Source organism: Photobacterium sp. HL06 (genome assembly GCF_059552575.1).
On record NZ_CM183915.1, the window covers coordinates 2,175,909 to 2,191,859 of the forward strand.

General features: G+C 45.3%; 13 protein-coding genes. 12 read left to right on the forward strand and 1 reads right to left on the reverse strand.

The genetic code is table 11. From position 1 onward, the window contains the following. Nucleotides 1-372: 372 nt before the first annotated feature. The 12 genes from AC51G0_RS27625 to AC51G0_RS27680 all read left to right on the forward strand — a co-directional run bounded on the left by AC51G0_RS27625 (nucleotide 373) and on the right by AC51G0_RS27680 (nucleotide 14,308). Nucleotides 373-4,776 carry a hypothetical protein gene (locus AC51G0_RS27625; RefSeq protein ID WP_496302775.1) on the forward strand — a complete coding sequence of 1,468 codons (4,404 nt, stop codon included), beginning with the start codon at nucleotides 373-375 and terminating at the stop codon, nucleotides 4,774-4,776. A 394-nt stretch (nucleotides 4,777-5,170) separates the two neighbouring features. Further along, nucleotides 5,171-7,192 carry an elongation factor G gene (gene fusA / locus AC51G0_RS27630; RefSeq protein ID WP_496302776.1) on the forward strand — a complete coding sequence of 674 codons (2,022 nt, stop codon included), beginning with the start codon at nucleotides 5,171-5,173 and terminating at the stop codon, nucleotides 7,190-7,192. A gap of 152 nt (nucleotides 7,193-7,344) precedes the next feature. Beyond that, entirely contained in the window at nucleotides 7,345-7,974 is a 630-nt protein-coding gene (locus AC51G0_RS27635; RefSeq protein ID WP_496302777.1) for a PepSY-associated TM helix domain-containing protein, read from the forward strand. A 35-nt stretch (nucleotides 7,975-8,009) separates the two neighbouring features. Continuing rightward, complete coding sequence (locus AC51G0_RS27640; RefSeq protein WP_496302778.1) at nucleotides 8,010-8,531, forward strand: DUF2271 domain-containing protein; 522 nt, start codon at nucleotides 8,010-8,012, stop codon at nucleotides 8,529-8,531. A gap of 59 nt (nucleotides 8,532-8,590) precedes the next feature. Beyond that, a complete protein-coding gene (locus AC51G0_RS27645) occupies nucleotides 8,591-9,427 on the forward strand; it encodes a DUF4198 domain-containing protein (RefSeq protein WP_496304229.1) in 837 nt (278 codons plus the stop codon). A gap of 96 nt (nucleotides 9,428-9,523) precedes the next feature. Next, nucleotides 9,524-9,841, forward strand: a complete 318-nt coding sequence (locus AC51G0_RS27650) for a hypothetical protein (protein ID WP_496302779.1) — start codon at nucleotides 9,524-9,526, stop codon at nucleotides 9,839-9,841. Further along, complete coding sequence (locus AC51G0_RS27655) at nucleotides 9,838-10,410, forward strand: DUF6162 family protein (RefSeq protein WP_496302780.1); 573 nt, start codon at nucleotides 9,838-9,840, stop codon at nucleotides 10,408-10,410. Before AC51G0_RS27650 ends, AC51G0_RS27655 begins: the two co-directional genes overlap by 4 nt. A gap of 85 nt (nucleotides 10,411-10,495) precedes the next feature. Next, on the forward strand, nucleotides 10,496-11,395 hold the full coding sequence (locus AC51G0_RS27660) for a metal ABC transporter solute-binding protein, Zn/Mn family (protein WP_496304230.1): 900 nt from the start codon (nucleotides 10,496-10,498) through the stop codon (nucleotides 11,393-11,395). Beyond that, nucleotides 11,395-12,147, forward strand: coding sequence for a metal ABC transporter ATP-binding protein (locus AC51G0_RS27665; protein ID WP_496304231.1), 753 nt, complete (start codon nucleotides 11,395-11,397; stop codon nucleotides 12,145-12,147). Before AC51G0_RS27660 ends, AC51G0_RS27665 begins: the two co-directional genes overlap by 1 nt. After that, a complete protein-coding gene (locus tag AC51G0_RS27670) occupies nucleotides 12,147-13,022 on the forward strand; it encodes a metal ABC transporter permease (protein WP_496304232.1) in 876 nt (291 codons plus the stop codon). Before AC51G0_RS27665 ends, AC51G0_RS27670 begins: the two co-directional genes overlap by 1 nt. A gap of 9 nt (nucleotides 13,023-13,031) precedes the next feature. Beyond that, entirely contained in the window at nucleotides 13,032-13,928 is an 897-nt protein-coding gene (locus AC51G0_RS27675) for a metal ABC transporter substrate-binding protein (RefSeq protein WP_496302781.1), read from the forward strand. A 131-nt stretch (nucleotides 13,929-14,059) separates the two neighbouring features. Continuing rightward, the gene (locus tag AC51G0_RS27680; RefSeq protein WP_496302782.1) at nucleotides 14,060-14,308 is read left to right on the forward strand and encodes a DUF3622 domain-containing protein; all 249 of its coding nucleotides are present in this window, start codon (nucleotides 14,060-14,062) and stop codon (nucleotides 14,306-14,308) included. A 381-nt stretch (nucleotides 14,309-14,689) separates the two neighbouring features. Here the strand turns inward: AC51G0_RS27680 and AC51G0_RS27685 are convergent, their stop codons facing one another. Beyond that, a complete protein-coding gene (locus AC51G0_RS27685; protein WP_496302783.1) occupies nucleotides 14,690-15,673 on the reverse strand; it encodes an integron integrase in 984 nt (327 codons plus the stop codon). Nucleotides 15,674-15,951 lie beyond the last annotated feature (278 nt).

The following is a 15,951-nucleotide window of genomic DNA, read 5'->3' on the forward strand; positions in this document are numbered from 1 at the left end:
ATGAATGAAGCGAAGGGATCTTAATTGGTCCCTTTTTTATGCCCTCAATTAGTCCCATCACAGGCTTTGTTTTAAAGCCCGTCGTTTCATTATCTTTTTGAACTCATGAGCGAGATCATGAATTCACTTTTCTCTCTTGTGCGACAGACTACTTATCCCCCGTACGGGGGATGCTGACATCCAGAGTAGGCTCTATAACCATCATTAAGTTGTGATTTATCTAGTGCTCAGACCCATTACCGCCATGATGAAGATGAGTTACTGTTCATAGGCCTTTCTGATGAATAGGTATCACGTTAGGGCCAGTATGGTTTCTTGGTATGTCGTGGGAGCCTAGGATCACTTTATCGTAGAAGAGATACAAGGAACAGTATGATGAAACGACATCCTCTTGCTATCGCAGTAGGGCTGGGGACCTTACTGATGCTAGCTGGTTGTGGCGATGAAAGTAGTAATAATACCGCTATTGAAACGCCAGAGCCTAACCCTCAACCCCAGACATCGATGAGTGTGACAGCCATCGATGGGTATCTCAATAAGGCAGTTGTTTGGTTGGATCTTGATGAAGATTACCAACTCGATACTGGAGAGCCGAGAACAGAAAGTGGTGATAAAGGCGTTGCGGAGTTAAATACAACCGGGATAGAAAACCCAGAACAGTATCCGATTGTAGTAAAAGCGGTTGTGGGCAAAACAATCGATGAAGACAACCCTAATGTAACAGTCACTAAGAACTTTATTATGTCTGCGCCTGCTGGTAGTGATGTTGTCAGCCCTTTGACAACCATGGTTGACATGAAGGTCCGTAGTGAGGGTATTCCGGCTGACGAAGCGATAACGGAAGTTGCCGGGATATTAGGCATCGATGTCGACCTAATATTGGGTGACTACGGGGATAATAATCCTCAGGTGGATACCGTTGCAGTTAAGTTAGTTCAGCAATCAGCGAAATCGTTGGTCTCGTCTGGGATTTTACCCGAAGAGGAAGATGATCTGAATGCGAATACCCTCGAGTCAACACTGACTGAGGTGCTGGACAAAGGTGATGAGGTGGGTACTGCACTGAAAAGTGACCGCGGCGAAGAAGTTAGTGACGATTATGATTTTGACCGAATAGTAAATGAAAGCATTGTCGTCGACGTCGATTCTGACAAAGATGGTGTTGCTGACCAAGATGATGAATTCCCAGAAGATATTACTGAGTGGCAGGATACCGACGGTGATGAATACGGTGACAACTTTGCCGATAAATTCCCGTTTGATAGCACTGAGTGGGCTGATACCGACGGCGATAATTATGGTGATAACCTAGCCGATAAATTCCCAAATGATAGTACGGAATGGGCTGATGCCGACGGCGATAATCATGGTGATAACTTTGCTGATAAATTCCCAGACGACAGTACGGAATGGGCAGATGCCGACGGTGATAATTATGGCGATAACTTAGCCGATAAATTTCCGGGTGACAAAAACGAATGGGCAGATGCCGACGGCGATAATCATGGTGACAACTTTGCTGATAAATTCCCAGAAGACAGTACGGAATGGGCGGATACCGACGGCGATAACTATGGCGATAATTTAGCGGATAAATTCCCGGAAGATAGCACGGAATGGGCAGATGCCGACGGTGATAATTATGGTGATAACTTAGCTGACAGGTTCCCTGATGACAGTACCGAGTGGGCTGACTCTGACGGTGATGAGGTTGGTGATAATGGTGATGCTTATCCTGCTAATGCGGAAAAATCGGTTGCTGATGTAACTAATACGGTACTCCAAACCGGGCCAGTGCTGATCCATTTGCTCAGTGATATTCGAGAACTACAAACAACAACTGTTTCTATCGTTGAAACGTTCAATAACGGTGATATTCAAACGACCAAAACTGTCACTTATACCATGGCTGATAATCAAGGATATTTCGGTAAGGAAGAGGAAACCGATCTAATGCACCCATCAGGGGAGTTTTCTCGTACTTCGAACTGGGAGTATGACTTCAACCAGGATGGATTGGTTACCTTTAGAGGAAAGGCTCTGGATCGCGGTAATCGTGCTCTCCAGGGGGAAACCTTCTGGCGCTATGTTGATGAAGGCAGTGCTCAGCCAGAGGGAGGAGACAATGGTACCGAACCTCGTCAGTTTGATAACCTGGATATAGCTGCGCAGATTGATGCTAAGGATCTGACCGGGGTCGATATCATTCAACACTTCAGTGTTACCCAGGTACTCAGCGAGGGTACAGAAACGGTAACCACAAACTTCGAACAGTATCCGCTTGAAGGGTTTGACTTTGATGCCGAAGAGTATGCCGCCGAGTATAGTTATCACTCAGTGGGAATATATAATGGCGATCTACTCAGTAGCTTCGAAGAAGAGCGTGACTGGGGGGCTGATGGTACACCTAACGCCAGTTTTCAGCTCACCCTCAATGAGGGACAAGGCTATACCTTTGCCTACCAGCGTCCGATATGGGCAAACCCACATAGTACTGATTTTGAAGAATACTCCCATTACACATATGTTCAGGGAAAAGCGGGAGAACTTGGTCCGCAGTGGTATGAAGTTAACCAGCAAGTAAGTTGGCTGGATGGCCTGAAAACAACGCTTCAGTCCGGCAAGCGTTATTTGCTTGATGAAACCGATGGACGTCACATCAAGTTACTTGATGAAGCAAATCCTACTGGGGTGCTATTTAGTCAGTACCAGACTCAGAACCGCGAAGTGAGTGAGATCGAAGTGGTCGAGACATCAAATTGGTCGATGTTTGCGATAGATGATAGTTATTTTGGCCAAGACCGTGAAAACTTCACCGTACTGGCTGATGATATGGGGCAGGATTATAAGGTTTACCAACGCTTGGACAATGGCATGTGGCTCGGTCACCGATTCGCTGAATGGGGTAGTCAGAATGTTGTTGATCTAGCAGGCCAGGTCGAGGCGCTGCGTGCTCAAAATTATGAGCTAGCCCAGATCACGTCTGCAGCATTGCCAGGGCTTAGCGATTATGACGGAAAAGTCTTAACCTCGTCTTTCCGAATCGATGAGAACGGGCAACCTGTGACATGGCATTTTATTACCAACAACGCCGCAATCACCGGCAGTGAAGATGGTAGTTACCAACTACTCGATATTACGTTAACCAACGACGGTATTCAGGAGGGGTGGCTAGTTAATGATAACGGCTCTGGCTCTATAGTTATTTCGGTACCGGTTACTGATGAGCCTTGGGATTGGTATAACGCCTATTGGCGAATGATGGTCGACGTTGAGAGCTTCAATACAAATCAAGGTATGAATACTTATAGCTGGACTAGTTGGCTTGGTGAGTTCTATCTCGATCAGGCACAGGCAAACTTGCGGGCTGAAGCGCTGGGAATAGGCGTTAAAGAGTATACCGTATGTACCGATGGTGACTCTGAGTGGGATGAGGCCAATGATGTTCCTTTAGGTAGTCCGAGTTATCAAGAGTTTATGGATAGCGCGAATACTTGCCAATATGAAGTAACAACTACATCAGATGTCGCTGGTTCTGAAATATATCGTATAAACGGCCGTGGTGAACTACGCCATTGGGTGTTTAACGAGGATGGTACAGGGCAGTATTTCAGAAACGGTTATCCAGATGATGAATTTACCTGGCAGATCAATTCAGATGGCGTTGTCGTGGTTGATTACGGCAATGGCGACTTGGATTATTTTGCCTACGTAAGCAGTGATGATAGCCGGATCAGCTTCAAGCTCTACAGTGAATGGACAGAAAATAATACTGAGTTGAAAGAGATCTGGTCGTCTGGTTTCACGTTTACCCCTCCTGAAGACTATACCGTTCGGCGTTGTAACGTTGATATACCTAACGCAACGTTTGAAGATTTTACCAATGCGATTGAATCATGCGGTGGCCACTACGTTGTAACAGAGGAAGATGCCGCCCATATAGCCAGTACCAAATTTGTTCGTGTACGTGGTGACGGCGATACTCGATCTTACCAGTTCAATGCTGATAACTCGGTAACGTATTTCCGCGCTGGAGAGCGAAAAGAAAGCACATCTCGTACTTGGCAGCGTACCGAAGAAGGTTATCTCAAGCTGATTTGGGATAGCTCAAACCCAGACGAATATATGCTGCTGGCAAACCTGTTGTACTCGGATGATCAGAGTAGTTTCATTACCTACGATGTCTACCAGGAAGGTGGTGAGTGGATCAAAGATGTTTGGAGTCTTGTCTTCCGTGAGTATGAGGATAATCCAATCACGGAATGCGACTACGGTAATAGTCCGTGGAATGAAGAGCTCGATCAACCAGCTGCCTACAACCGTATATCGGACTACCATGAAGCGGTTGAAAAATGCCAGGTAAGGACTGATGGTGCGGTACTGAAATTCACCGAAGATATGTTAGTGGGTAATAATGATAAATCTTCAACCTGGGCAATTCTCTTCATTGATGGAACCGATCCGCAAGGCGCGCCTATTTATGTAGAAGATGAACGGTTGCGCTTTGACCCGAATAACAAAGGGGCTTTTGTGGATGCCGAGGATGGCGAGTTCGGCTTTGACTGGCAGATTGACGATGGCAGGTTGCTTTTGTCTATTACCCATCAAGACTATGTTGGCTCCTCAGAGAACATGTCAATCGTAGAAACTGATGGTGAATATTTTTCCGTCAAATCATTTTGGATGGATAAGTCTGGCGAATGGAGTAATCCAGCACCTGAAGAAGGAGAGGGTGAGCTGCTAAGTTTAATTTTAAAGCAGGTCAGCAAAGAATAATCGCCGTTAGGTGATTTGGACAGCATGCCCCTTTATCGTGATTAAATGGTAGGGGGTATGCTTTTTTGTGTCAGTATCTACAGCAAGATGAAGCTTGCGCCAGTTTTCACAGCAAGCAGGCATTCTCATCAATTCAGAAGGTTAGTGAACCACGGTTGACGAGAGCCTGGTTGTGCTCTTTCTAGCTTATTTATTCAACAAAGCCCTTCTTATGAATTAACTCACAGTAATTATAAGGACTAAAGTTAAGCTTATATGTAGCTTGTTACTGAATGGTTGGATTATGGATGTTCCCATAAGGAAAATGACTTGGAAGACGATGAGGCGGTGAATCCGCCAACTAACGCAATGGAAATGTGCAATCACTCGTCTTTCTTTTTTCTAGGGGGCATCTATGTCTGTTAATGAAATTCGTAATATTGGTTTTATAGGTCAAAGCGGGGTTGGAAAAACGACGTTAGTTGAACGTCTATTGTATGAGTCTCAGTCAACAACACATTTAGGCAGTGTAAAGCAGGGAGATACAGTTACTGATTTTGATCCCCAGTCAATTCAGTATCAGCATAGTATCGAGGCTACACCCGTAGCCTTAACCTGGCATAAGCACCGGATGAACATTATTGATACTCCGGGCCTGCCCGAACTACTTGGGCGGAGTTTGAGTGTTTTTCCTGCCATCGAAACGACGGCCTTGGTTTTTGATGCTAATACGCCACTTAACCAGGTCTCGGAGCGTCTGTTTGCTTTTGCTCAAGAGCAGCAAAAATGCCAGATGATTATTATCAATAAGCTGGATCTTAACCCTCATCAGCTAGCGAGATTAGTGGAGGAGATCTCGTCACACTTTGGCGGTGCCTGCCTGCCGATCAATTTGCCGTCAGAAGATAGCAAGAGGGTAGTTGATTGTTATTTCGCGCCTGAGTATGACCAACCGACATTATTTGATGGTGTTTCGACCGTCCATGAGCGACTGATCGATCAGGTTATTGAAGTTGACGAAGCCTTGATGGAGCTGTACCTCGAGCAAGGCTCTGAGCTAACGCCGAAGCAATTGCACGATCCATTTGAAGAGGCATTGCGTACTGGGCATGTCATTCCTATCTGTTTTGTTTCTGCCGAAACAGGGGCTGGGATCGAACTGTTATTAAGGACAATGGCAGAAATAATGCCAATGCCGGACGAAGGCAATCCGCCGTTATTGGAAAAAAAGGGCAAACAGATACGAGTCGATTGTGACCAGCTTGATCACAGTGTTGCCCATGTATACAAAGTGAGTGTTGATCCATATTTGGGAAAGCTTGCCTATATTCGCGTTTTCCAAGGTGAGATTAATGCAGGAAGCCAGCTATATATTGGAGAGAGCAACAAGGCGTTCAAGGTTGGGCATTTATACCAACTGCAGGGAAAAAAACGGATCGAGATATCTAGCGCCAAAGCAGGGGATTTTTGCGTGTTGGCGAAAGTCGATGACCTCTATTTTGATTCAGTCATTCATGACTCCCATGATGAAGATGGCATTATGATGCGCACGCTAAGTTTTCCCGCGCCTATGTATAGCTTGGCGATTCGGCCCACCAAACGTGGTGATGAGCAGAAGCTATCTGAAGTACTGCACAAAATTGCGGCGGAAGACCCAAGTTTACGGCTTGAACATCGTAAACGCACTAATGAAACATTACTCAGCGGGCAAGGAGAGTTCCACCTTAAGATCGCGATGGAAAAGATGGAATCCTTGTACAAATTGAAGCTAGCTGCTTCTCAGCCAAGTATTGAATATTATGAAACAATCACTAAGCCTGCAGAAGGTCATTACCGTCATAAGAAACAAAGTGGTGGCGCGGGGCAATTTGGTGAGGTTCAGCTTAGGGTTCGGCCGTTAGACCCGGGGGCCGGTTTTGTTTTCGTCAACAAAGTTGTAGGAGGCGCGATCCCTACGGCATTGATCCCCGCCGTAGAAAAGGGGATCTGCCAGGCTGTGGATGAAGGGGCGATTTCGGGCAACCCAATCAAAGACATTGAGGTCACTGTTTATGATGGAAAATACCACTCGGTAGACTCGAAGGAAATTGCGTTTGTGATTGCCGGAAAGAAAGCTCTCTTGGATGCAGTGAATAATGCTGGCCCCATCGTGTTAGAACCCATTGTTGAATTGTCATTGACGATACCCACCTTGGCTGTCGGTGATGTCACGGGTGATCTTGCCGGAAATCGAGGGGTAATTATTGGTACCAATGCCGAGCCTAATAACCTGACCTCTTTACATGCCAAAGCGCCGCTTAATGAGTTGCAAGGCTATTCGCAACGGTTAAGAGCAATCACTGGCGGGGAAGGTAGCTTCAGCATGACGCTGAGTCATTATGAGCCAGCGCCAGTTAATGTACAAAAACGGGTGTGCAGCGAGAGCGAAGCCACCTAATAATCATTTCCTTGTAGTAAAAGCCGCATTGCGAACCCTCGTAATGCGGCTTTGTCAGTCCTATCGTAAACAATGTAAATTGAATGCCAATGCAAACAATTATCAATTAAATTGTGTCACATAAAATTTGTGACTGTTAATTGTTTTCTATCATGCTGCTTAAAAATAAAACGGTTCAGCTTTGGGCTCGCCGCCTGCATATCTATATTTCGATGGCGTTGCTGCTTGTGGTGCTGTTCTTTTCGGTAACAGGCATCACATTAAATCGGCCGGAGCTGTTTGTTAAAAGCCAGCCAACAACCGCCGAAGTGGTGCTGCAGCTTCCGGATGCATTGATGGCGCCTGGAACACATACCTTTGTACCGGATGAAGTGGAACTGGTCGCTTTTATTACCGAAAGAGCTGACATTTCAGGCAAGCCTTCAGATGTTGAAGTGTTCACTGAGGTTGAAGATGGTGAGTTGCTGGAAGGGGAGATGTCGCTGGATTACAAAGGTCCCGGCTTCAACGCTTCAGTGTTCATAGATCTTACTACCCAAGTCGCTGTTATTGAAAAATCACATTATGGTGCTGTCGCCGTACTTAACGACCTACACAAAGGCCGAAACAGTGGCGAGGTCTGGAAATGGTTTATCGATATCACTGCACTGCTGATGGTTTTCTTCGTGTTGACCGGGGTTTGTTTGCTACTTCCTAAGAAAAAGACATTTAACACTTCGCTAAAGTGGACAGCCGCAGGCTCGGTTATCACTTTGCTGATTTTCTTTTTTGCTGTTCCTTAACCTTTAACAGCAATTGTATTTTAAAAGGACTTCCCATGACCTTTATTTCCAAGTCGCTTCTGGCTATGTCAATCGCCCTACCGCTGGCTTTTGCCGCCAATGCGAAGCCGATCCCGGAAAATGCATCTATGGATATTCAATTTGAATTACCAAAGATCGAAACCTCCATGTATGCCAGGCCATACGTTGCGGTTTGGATTGAAGATGCAAAGCGCACCCCTGTTCGCACCATACAGCTATGGGTTGGTAAAGATGAATGGTTAAAAGATTTGCGTAGCTGGTGGCGTAAAGTTGGCCGCTATGACCGTGAATTGGTTGATGCGGTAACGTCGGCAACACGTCCTGCTGGGGAATACCGTTTCGTTTGGGATGGCCTTGATGATAATGGTAACCGGGTAGAGCAGGGCACCTATACCTTCTATACCGAAGTCGTACGAGAGCATGGTGGCCGTAATTATATTCGACAAAAAGTTCAGCTAGGTGAATCTGACTTTACACGCCAGCTGGTGCCGACCCAAGAGACCGGCACCATCACACTTAACTATGTCGCTAACTAGTGCGGTGAATAGCGAGAAAGATTTCTGTAATTTTAATAGTTAGTTTAAGAGCATCAATGATGATTAAGAATAAGAAAATTAAAGCATTATCCGTAGCCTGTGCTGTAGTTGCTGGCTTGGCTGTTACAGCAACCGCAAATGCGCACCCACGTTGGATTGTACCTTCCCACTTTACCGTTTCGAAAGAAGGCGGCGATTGGCTGACATTTGATGTGACAGCGTCACACGGTACGTTTGTATTCGACAAACCTGCCGGTAGCGAGACTGGTGAAATCATCATGCCTGATGGCCGAATTCAGTGGCCGTCTTATGTGACTAAGGGTAAGCGCCGTTCAATTTTTGATTTCTATTTTGAAGAGGAAGGTACCCATAAAGTCCGCGTAAACAATGTTCCTTCTTATTACACTCAGTTTAAAGCCGGGCGTCGAGACACGGTTAAGTGGGCTAAGGCGAGTAAAGTTGAGCGTGATGACGTGCTACCTAAAAAAGCGCGTGATGTTGTCACTCAGCTTAGCTACACACGTGCTGAAACATACGTCACGGTGGGTAAACCAACCAATAAAGCTTTCGAGCTGGAAGGTAAATACCTTGAGCTGGTTCCTGTTACCCACCCGGCAGATATCGTCGAAGGCGAGGACGTGACATTCCAGTTTTTCTTCAATGGTGAGCCTCAGCAAGGGGTGACGGCGGAAATTACCCGTGAGGGTACGCTATATCGTAATCACCAGGAACAAATTGATGTGGTCAGTGATGAGAAGGGGATGGTGACATTTACCCCTGACACCGCAGGTCGCTGGCTGATGAAAGCTAATTATAAAGGTGAGTTACAAAACAATCCGCTGGCAGACCGTGCCAGTGTCAATGTTCACCTGACATTTGAAGCTGTACTTCAGTGATTAACTAGCCTGAGAAATCAGGCCGTAAATTATCGTTCTCAGACCACCTCCGATGGAGGTGGTGATATTTTCCTTATTTAAGTTGTTGAGGTTGTGATGAACAAGCGTGCAAGCCTGCTGTTTTTCTCTTTATTTGCCTTCTTTTCCGCATCGGCAAATGCGCATTTTCCTCTCATGAGTTGCTGGTTCGACGCAGACAAAGTTATTTGTGAGGCCGGTTACAGTGATGGTAGTTCAGCGGTTGACTATAACGTTGATATGTTTGACTACGATGACAACCTTATTGATAAAGCGACAACGGATAAGCGCTCTATTGCCGAGTTTGATATGCCGGAGACGGATTTCTACCTGGTATTTGATGCTGGCCACGAAAGCCCGGTCGAAGTTGATGTTGTAGAGATTTCTGAAAAATGATCAGCGAGAGCGTTATAGCCGATGACGGGGGCAGGGAAGGAAAGTGGGTTGCATTGTCGATTGTAATGATATTGCTGGTTGCCGTGCTATCGCTTCCCCATCATCAAGCATCAAGCCAACAGTATGAAGTGGCCTCGCACCAGGTATCTATAGATGAACTGGTGCCGACAGAGTTGGCAATGATTGCCGATCTTCGTTTGGCTCATGAAGAAATTCGTAATATTCGCCAGGACAGCATTGAACTTGATGGCGTTGATATTTGGCCTGCAATTAGTGAGCTAGAGGAGTTGTGGCTAGCACCATTTGTTCAGGATAAAAGCTGGCAGCATAAAGGCAGACATCAATGGCTGAAGGCTTCAGCGGGTGTTTATCAGGGTATTCGACAGCAAGAAAAAGGTTCAGCTTCAGTAATTTTGCATTCAACCCAGGAAGAACCTGATATCTGGCTGAACTCGGACAATACAGCAACGCCTGTCAACGCTGATCAGTCCCGTGATGTATCAGCGTTAATTAATGCTGGCTGGAAGCAAGTCGTATTTTCTGTTCAAAAAGAAAATCATCTCCACTAAATGACTCGCTTTGCCGTTATTGCGGTAATTGCGAGTGGTGTTTGTTATGAAACAGTTATTAAAAACTCAAAATAAAATAAAACGCATGCTTAAAGGTGCATCTGCAGTATTGCTGATGGTAGGCGCGATGGGCGCACAGGCAGAAGACAAACTGACAGTAGGTATTACGCTTCAGCCTTACTTTAGCTATGTAAAAGCCGTTGTCGGCGATAAGGTTGATGTATTGCCGTTGGTTGATGCTGGTTTTAATCCGCATAACTATCAGCCCCAGCCAAATGATCTGCGTCGTTTGAAGCAGATGGACATTATTGTGGTTAATGGTATCGGCCACGATGACTTTGCCCTGAAGGTGATTCAGGCTGCTAACCGTGATGATTTGGTTGTGATCGAAGCCAACAAGGATGTTCCTTTGTTGCCTGCTATTGGCCAATCCGTCGGTGATGGCGCCGTGAACCCTCATACTTTCGTTGGCTTGTCGACGACAATCCAGAAGGTTTACACCATTGCCAACGAGATGGCGAAGATTGACCCCGAGAATGCGCGTTACTACCGCAAAAATGCCCGTAGCTATGCTGCAACATTTCGCAAGCTTAAACATCAAGCCATGATGACCTTGGGTGATTTGGATACCAGCGGCATGATAGTTGCGACCACGCACAATGCCTATGGCTACCTTCTGCAGGAGTTTGGTGTAGACGTTGCAGCTGTGATCGAGCCTGCACATGGCGTAGAGCCAAGTGCCAGCCAGCTTCAAGAGACCATCGAAAAAATTCGTCAATCAGGCATTGATGTCCTGTTTTATGAGTTAAACATGCCAAACCGCTATGTCGATACCATCGAGAAAGCTACTGGCGTTCAGCTATATCGCTTTTCCCACATGACGCATGGCCCGTATAACGCTGACAAGGTAGAACTCGAGATGAAAGCAAATCTTGATACCTTGGTTCAGTCAATGAAGTTCACTGCTGAAAAGAAAGGTAGTTGATTATGGGCCCGAGTATTCGTCTTAATAACGTCGGCCTGAAATATGGCGACAATGCTATCTTGCATGATATCAATCATGCATTTGCTCCGGGTCAGTGCCATGTGGTGATGGGGCCTAACGGTGGCGGAAAGACATCACTATTGCGATCCATTCTTGGCTTAACCCCGTTTACTGGCGATATTCAGATCCAATGGCCAGAGAGCAAAGGAAGGATCGGCTATGTGCCGCAAAAGGCGACTTTTGAATCTAGCCTGCCGTTAACAGTGATGGATTTTGTATTACTGAATCAAAGTCGTACTCCTCTATTCTGGCCCAAGTGGCGCAGCCGTTCCAAAGAACAAGCCTATGCACTAGAACAACTGGATCGAGTAGGAATGGCTGCTCGTGCAGATCGTCGTATGGGACAGTTATCAGGTGGTGAGCAGCAACGGGTATTGTTTTCACAGGCCCTGCTTGATGACCCTGATCTATTAGTCTTGGACGAGCCTACCACTGGTATGGATGAGCAGGGGGTACGCTATCTAGAGTCGTTGATCCAGGAGTTGGTTTTGGAAAACAAAACCGTATTGGCTGTTCACCACGACGTCACTGCAGTAAGGCGTTTAGACGCCCATGTTCATGTTGTTAATCGTCAGCTGATAGACAGTGGGCCGGTGGCCGATGTGCTGGTGCCGGAGAAAATCGAGCGCCTGTTTAATCATTACAGTGCCTCACCGCAGTCTGCAGAAGCCACGTTGGTGAATGTCGCATGATGGATTATATTCGCAATTGGGCGCAGTTAGGCGTTGATGCAGGTTGGCTTAGCGAAAGTTTCTCTTATGCATTTATGGTTAACGCTGTTGTTGCCGCATTGCTGCTAGGGCCTCTTCTCGGTGGTTTGGGCACTTTGGTGATAGCGAAACGGTTGGCGTTCTTTTCTGAGGCGGTAGGGCACGCGGCATTAACCGGGATCGCACTTGGCGTATTGTTAGGTGAGCCCGCTGAAAATCCGATTATTGGCTTATTTAGCTTCTGCATGATTTTCGCACTGTTGCTTCACTTTGTCCGTAACCGCACCAATGTACCCTACGATACCTTAGTTGGGGTGTTTCTTGCGTTTGCGTTAGCAGTCGGTGCAGCCCTGTTGATGTACGTAGCCCGTAAAATCAACATCCATATGCTGGAAAATGTACTGTTTGGCTCAATATTGACGGTAACGGATCAAGATTTGCTGGTATTGGGGCTGAGCTGCCTGTTGATCACCTTGGTGTTGATCCCGACATTTAATCGCATCCTTTTAACCTGCATCAGCCCAGATATAGCAAAGGTTCGAGGTCACGCAACCAACTTCTATGATTATTTGTTTGTAATGATGATCACTTTGGTGACGATTGCTTCAGTGAAAATCATAGGTGCGGTACTTGTTGGCGCTCTGTTGTTAATACCTGGCGCTACAGCACGTCTGCTGACTAAAAATATGGGTGATTTTGTGTTGATGTCAGCTTTTCTAGCAACAATCAGCTGCCTGGTGGGTACCATTCTTCCTATGGAGCTTAAGCTGCCAGTCCCATCGGGAGCTGCGATTATTATTGTTTCGGCTTTGTTCTTTTTAACTGCAACCTGTTACCGCATTGTACGCAAAGGATGATCTAACGTGATGACTATTCATTTTAAAGAAATGCTCGCCAAGGTGAGTGTCGTGGTGACTATTGCAAGTGCGACGTTAGTTCCAGCATCAGTGCAGGCTGAAGATATCTTAACGGCGACACCGGTAACGTATATGTTGGCCTCTGAGCTGACAAGGGGGACGGATATATCAACAAGCTACTTGCCGCCTAAACGTTATGGTGTTCAACGTTTGCCTAATTGGTTTAATAGTAAAGGGGCAGATCTGACAGCAAAGGCTGCAAAAGATGCCAAAGTAACGGTTACCTTAGGGGCTATTTGGCCAGAGGACCCATTGTATGTTCATGCCCGCCAGGGGAACATTCAAATAATCGAAGTCGATGCTTCACAAGCAATATCTCCGAGAGCACAAGGTGTTGCCGCATTACGGCTAGAAGACGGAACCACATCGATGTTTGCTTGGCTAAATCCAGCCAACCTGAGCCGAATGGCTGCGATTGTGAGTGAAGATTTACAGCAGGTATGGCCTGGGCAAGCCAAAATGATAGCAGCAAATCAGCAGCAGTTGATGCTTGAGGTTCGAAAACTGATCAATCAACAGCAGAACGAGTTGTTCGAAGCCGGTATTGATTCAGTGGTACTTCTATCAAAAGACTTGGAAGATTTTGCCTCTGGTAATCAGCTGTTTGTTGTCGAACGATTTACCAAGCCTGAGCTGGAATGGACACAAGAGGATAAGCAGGCTCTGACTGCGCTGCTTCACAATGATGAGTCTCTATGGTTGTTAACCTCTAAGAAGGTTAGTACACAGCTAAAATCATTAGTTCCCAATCCCAAACGGATTTTAGTTGTCGATAGTGTCGACCGGTGGGGTAGGGAAGGCGTTAGCAAAGAGATGCCGCTTAAACGCTGGCAGTTAGATTTGTAATTCTTCATTTTTTATCGACGCTAAATGTGTTCTAATACCGCCCTTACGAAGGGATAGCGTTTTTCAGAGTGAGTAACAAATGGATCCGATGAATAAGCTCTATTACCTTGAGTCATCCCTAGGAAAATGAAATGACAAACGGCAAAAAATTTGATTACCGCGTAGTTGAGAAAAGAAATGGCTGGGCGGCGGAGATTGTACGACAGATAACTGCTCGACGCACTACGATCTCAAAGCGTGAAATGGGCTTTGCAACTGAAGCTGAAGCGACAGAATGGGCAGAGAAAACTCTAGCCGAGTTTGTGCAAAATCAAGTAGAGCGTAATAAGCGCAAAGCTCTTCAACGCAAAGCGAATGAAGAAGCCGCAGATTTAGACTAATTAATCCGCTCGGATTAGTTATTTTGTATAAGCTTCACTGATTTGACAATTAAAGACCTTATGTGAGATAGCACATAAGGTCTTTTTTTAATGTGTAGGATTTGCCTATTTAACAGGCTAAGAAATAGCCACTTAGTATTGCTACCTGAAATAGAGCTTGTATAAGTACCCTTTCAAACATGCCTATCGACATAACGCGCTCTGCGGGTAACCTATTTCCAATCTAACCAAAAACATCCTTAAGTTGTCTAATTGTTTGTTTTAAATCGCAAAAGTTGAGTGTAATCATCATTTCAATAACGAGCCATGGTATGATCATTCATATTGTTGCTATGTCTCGGGATTTTACTATCTTAGGCGGTAGCGTGTTTTCGCCAGGCTTTAATCATCTAATGGGCTTTTGACTCCACTTTGGTGCAAGCCTGCTACATGAGTATAAATTTGCGTTGTCTTTATATCCGAGTGCCCGAGCAGTTCTTGAATATTTCTCAAATCTGTGCCGTTTTCTAATAGCCTAGTTGCAAAAGAGTGCCTAAACGTATGGCATCCTGCTTTCTTAATAATATTGGCTTGATGAATCGCTTTCATAACATGCCTTTGTACCATTCTATCTGTTATATGGTGACGCATTGTTTTATCAGAACGAGGATCGACACTGAGCCTAGATGCGGGAAACAGGTACTGCCAACCATAGCCTTTCGCCTGCGTTGGAAACTTCTTGGCAAGAGCATAAGGCATATAGACTTCACCAAATCCATGTTCCAAATCCCGATCATGCTGCATATTAACAATAGCTAGTTGTTGTTTGATAGGAGCATGCAGTGAGCGAGGGAGGAGTGTTTTTCGATCTCGGTTTCCTTTCCCGTTTCTGACGGTGACAGAACTTGTAGTTAGATCAATATCAGCAACACGTAATCGTAGAGTTTCGTTAATCCTTAATCCGCTACCATACATCAGTTGTGCAACAAGTTTTGATGGTAGTGGTAGTTGCTTGATAACGGTAATTGCCTCTTGGTGAGTAAATACCTCTGGTATTTTGGGCCCTTTCTTTGCTCTCTTAAATTTCAAGGATTCAGTGTTTTGCTTCAGGAGCTCTCGGCACAGGAAAACTAACGCATTGAGTGCTGTTTTCTGTGTATTGGGCGAGACATTATGATTATTAACTAAATACTCAAGAAAACGACTGATATCTTTTGATGAAATATCATGACGTGACTGATATCCACAATACTGAATGAAGCGTTTGATCCAGTGTATGTAGGTTTTTTCAGTGGAGTAGGAAAGCCCACGCATTCGTATGAATGAAGTTAGCTCAGCAATAAAGTTACTGTTAATCTCTGAAATATGCTGCGGAATGTCTTTCATGTGCTGGTTATCCATACAGTATTTATAGCTAAGGCTAAACAACAAATTAGCTCTGTTCAATATTATCTCAAATTTGTTCGCTGATTTTTTACTATGAATCACATTGGTATGAAAAGTAGGGGTGTATCAATTGCATACGGAGATGAGTTGATTGGGGGATATGCGATCAAAAGGTGTGTATTTTGGAGTGTGTTTAGTATGGTTATTAAGCTAAGTTACTTAATTTAAAGTGTTTTAATGGCTAAACTTGTCAGCATGGATTGTGACGGAAATATATG

Bases quoted from the DNA above. Each gene is read 5' to 3' on its own strand.
- AC51G0_RS27655 (WP_496302780.1), top strand. From the start codon at position 9,838: ATGATCAGCGAGAGCGTTATAGCCGATGACGGGGGCAGGGAAGGAAAG.
- fusA (WP_496302776.1), top strand. From the start codon at position 5,171: ATGTCTGTTAATGAAATTCGTAATATTGGTTTTATAGGTCAAAGCGGG.
- AC51G0_RS27675 (WP_496302781.1), top strand. From the start codon at position 13,032: ATGACTATTCATTTTAAAGAAATGCTCGCCAAGGTGAGTGTCGTGGTG.
- AC51G0_RS27645 (WP_496304229.1), top strand. From the start codon at position 8,591: ATGATTAAGAATAAGAAAATTAAAGCATTATCCGTAGCCTGTGCTGTA.
- AC51G0_RS27635 (WP_496302777.1), top strand. From the start codon at position 7,345: ATGCTGCTTAAAAATAAAACGGTTCAGCTTTGGGCTCGCCGCCTGCAT.
- AC51G0_RS27625 (WP_496302775.1), top strand. From the start codon at position 373: ATGATGAAACGACATCCTCTTGCTATCGCAGTAGGGCTGGGGACCTTA.
- AC51G0_RS27640 (WP_496302778.1), top strand. From the start codon at position 8,010: ATGACCTTTATTTCCAAGTCGCTTCTGGCTATGTCAATCGCCCTACCG.
- AC51G0_RS27680 (WP_496302782.1), top strand. From the start codon at position 14,060: ATGACAAACGGCAAAAAATTTGATTACCGCGTAGTTGAGAAAAGAAAT.
- AC51G0_RS27660 (WP_496304230.1), top strand. From the start codon at position 10,496: ATGCTTAAAGGTGCATCTGCAGTATTGCTGATGGTAGGCGCGATGGGC.
- AC51G0_RS27685 (WP_496302783.1), bottom strand. From the start codon at position 15,673: ATGAAAGACATTCCGCAGCATATTTCAGAGATTAACAGTAACTTTATT.
- AC51G0_RS27650 (WP_496302779.1), top strand. From the start codon at position 9,524: ATGAACAAGCGTGCAAGCCTGCTGTTTTTCTCTTTATTTGCCTTCTTT.
- AC51G0_RS27670 (WP_496304232.1), top strand. From the start codon at position 12,147: ATGGATTATATTCGCAATTGGGCGCAGTTAGGCGTTGATGCAGGTTGG.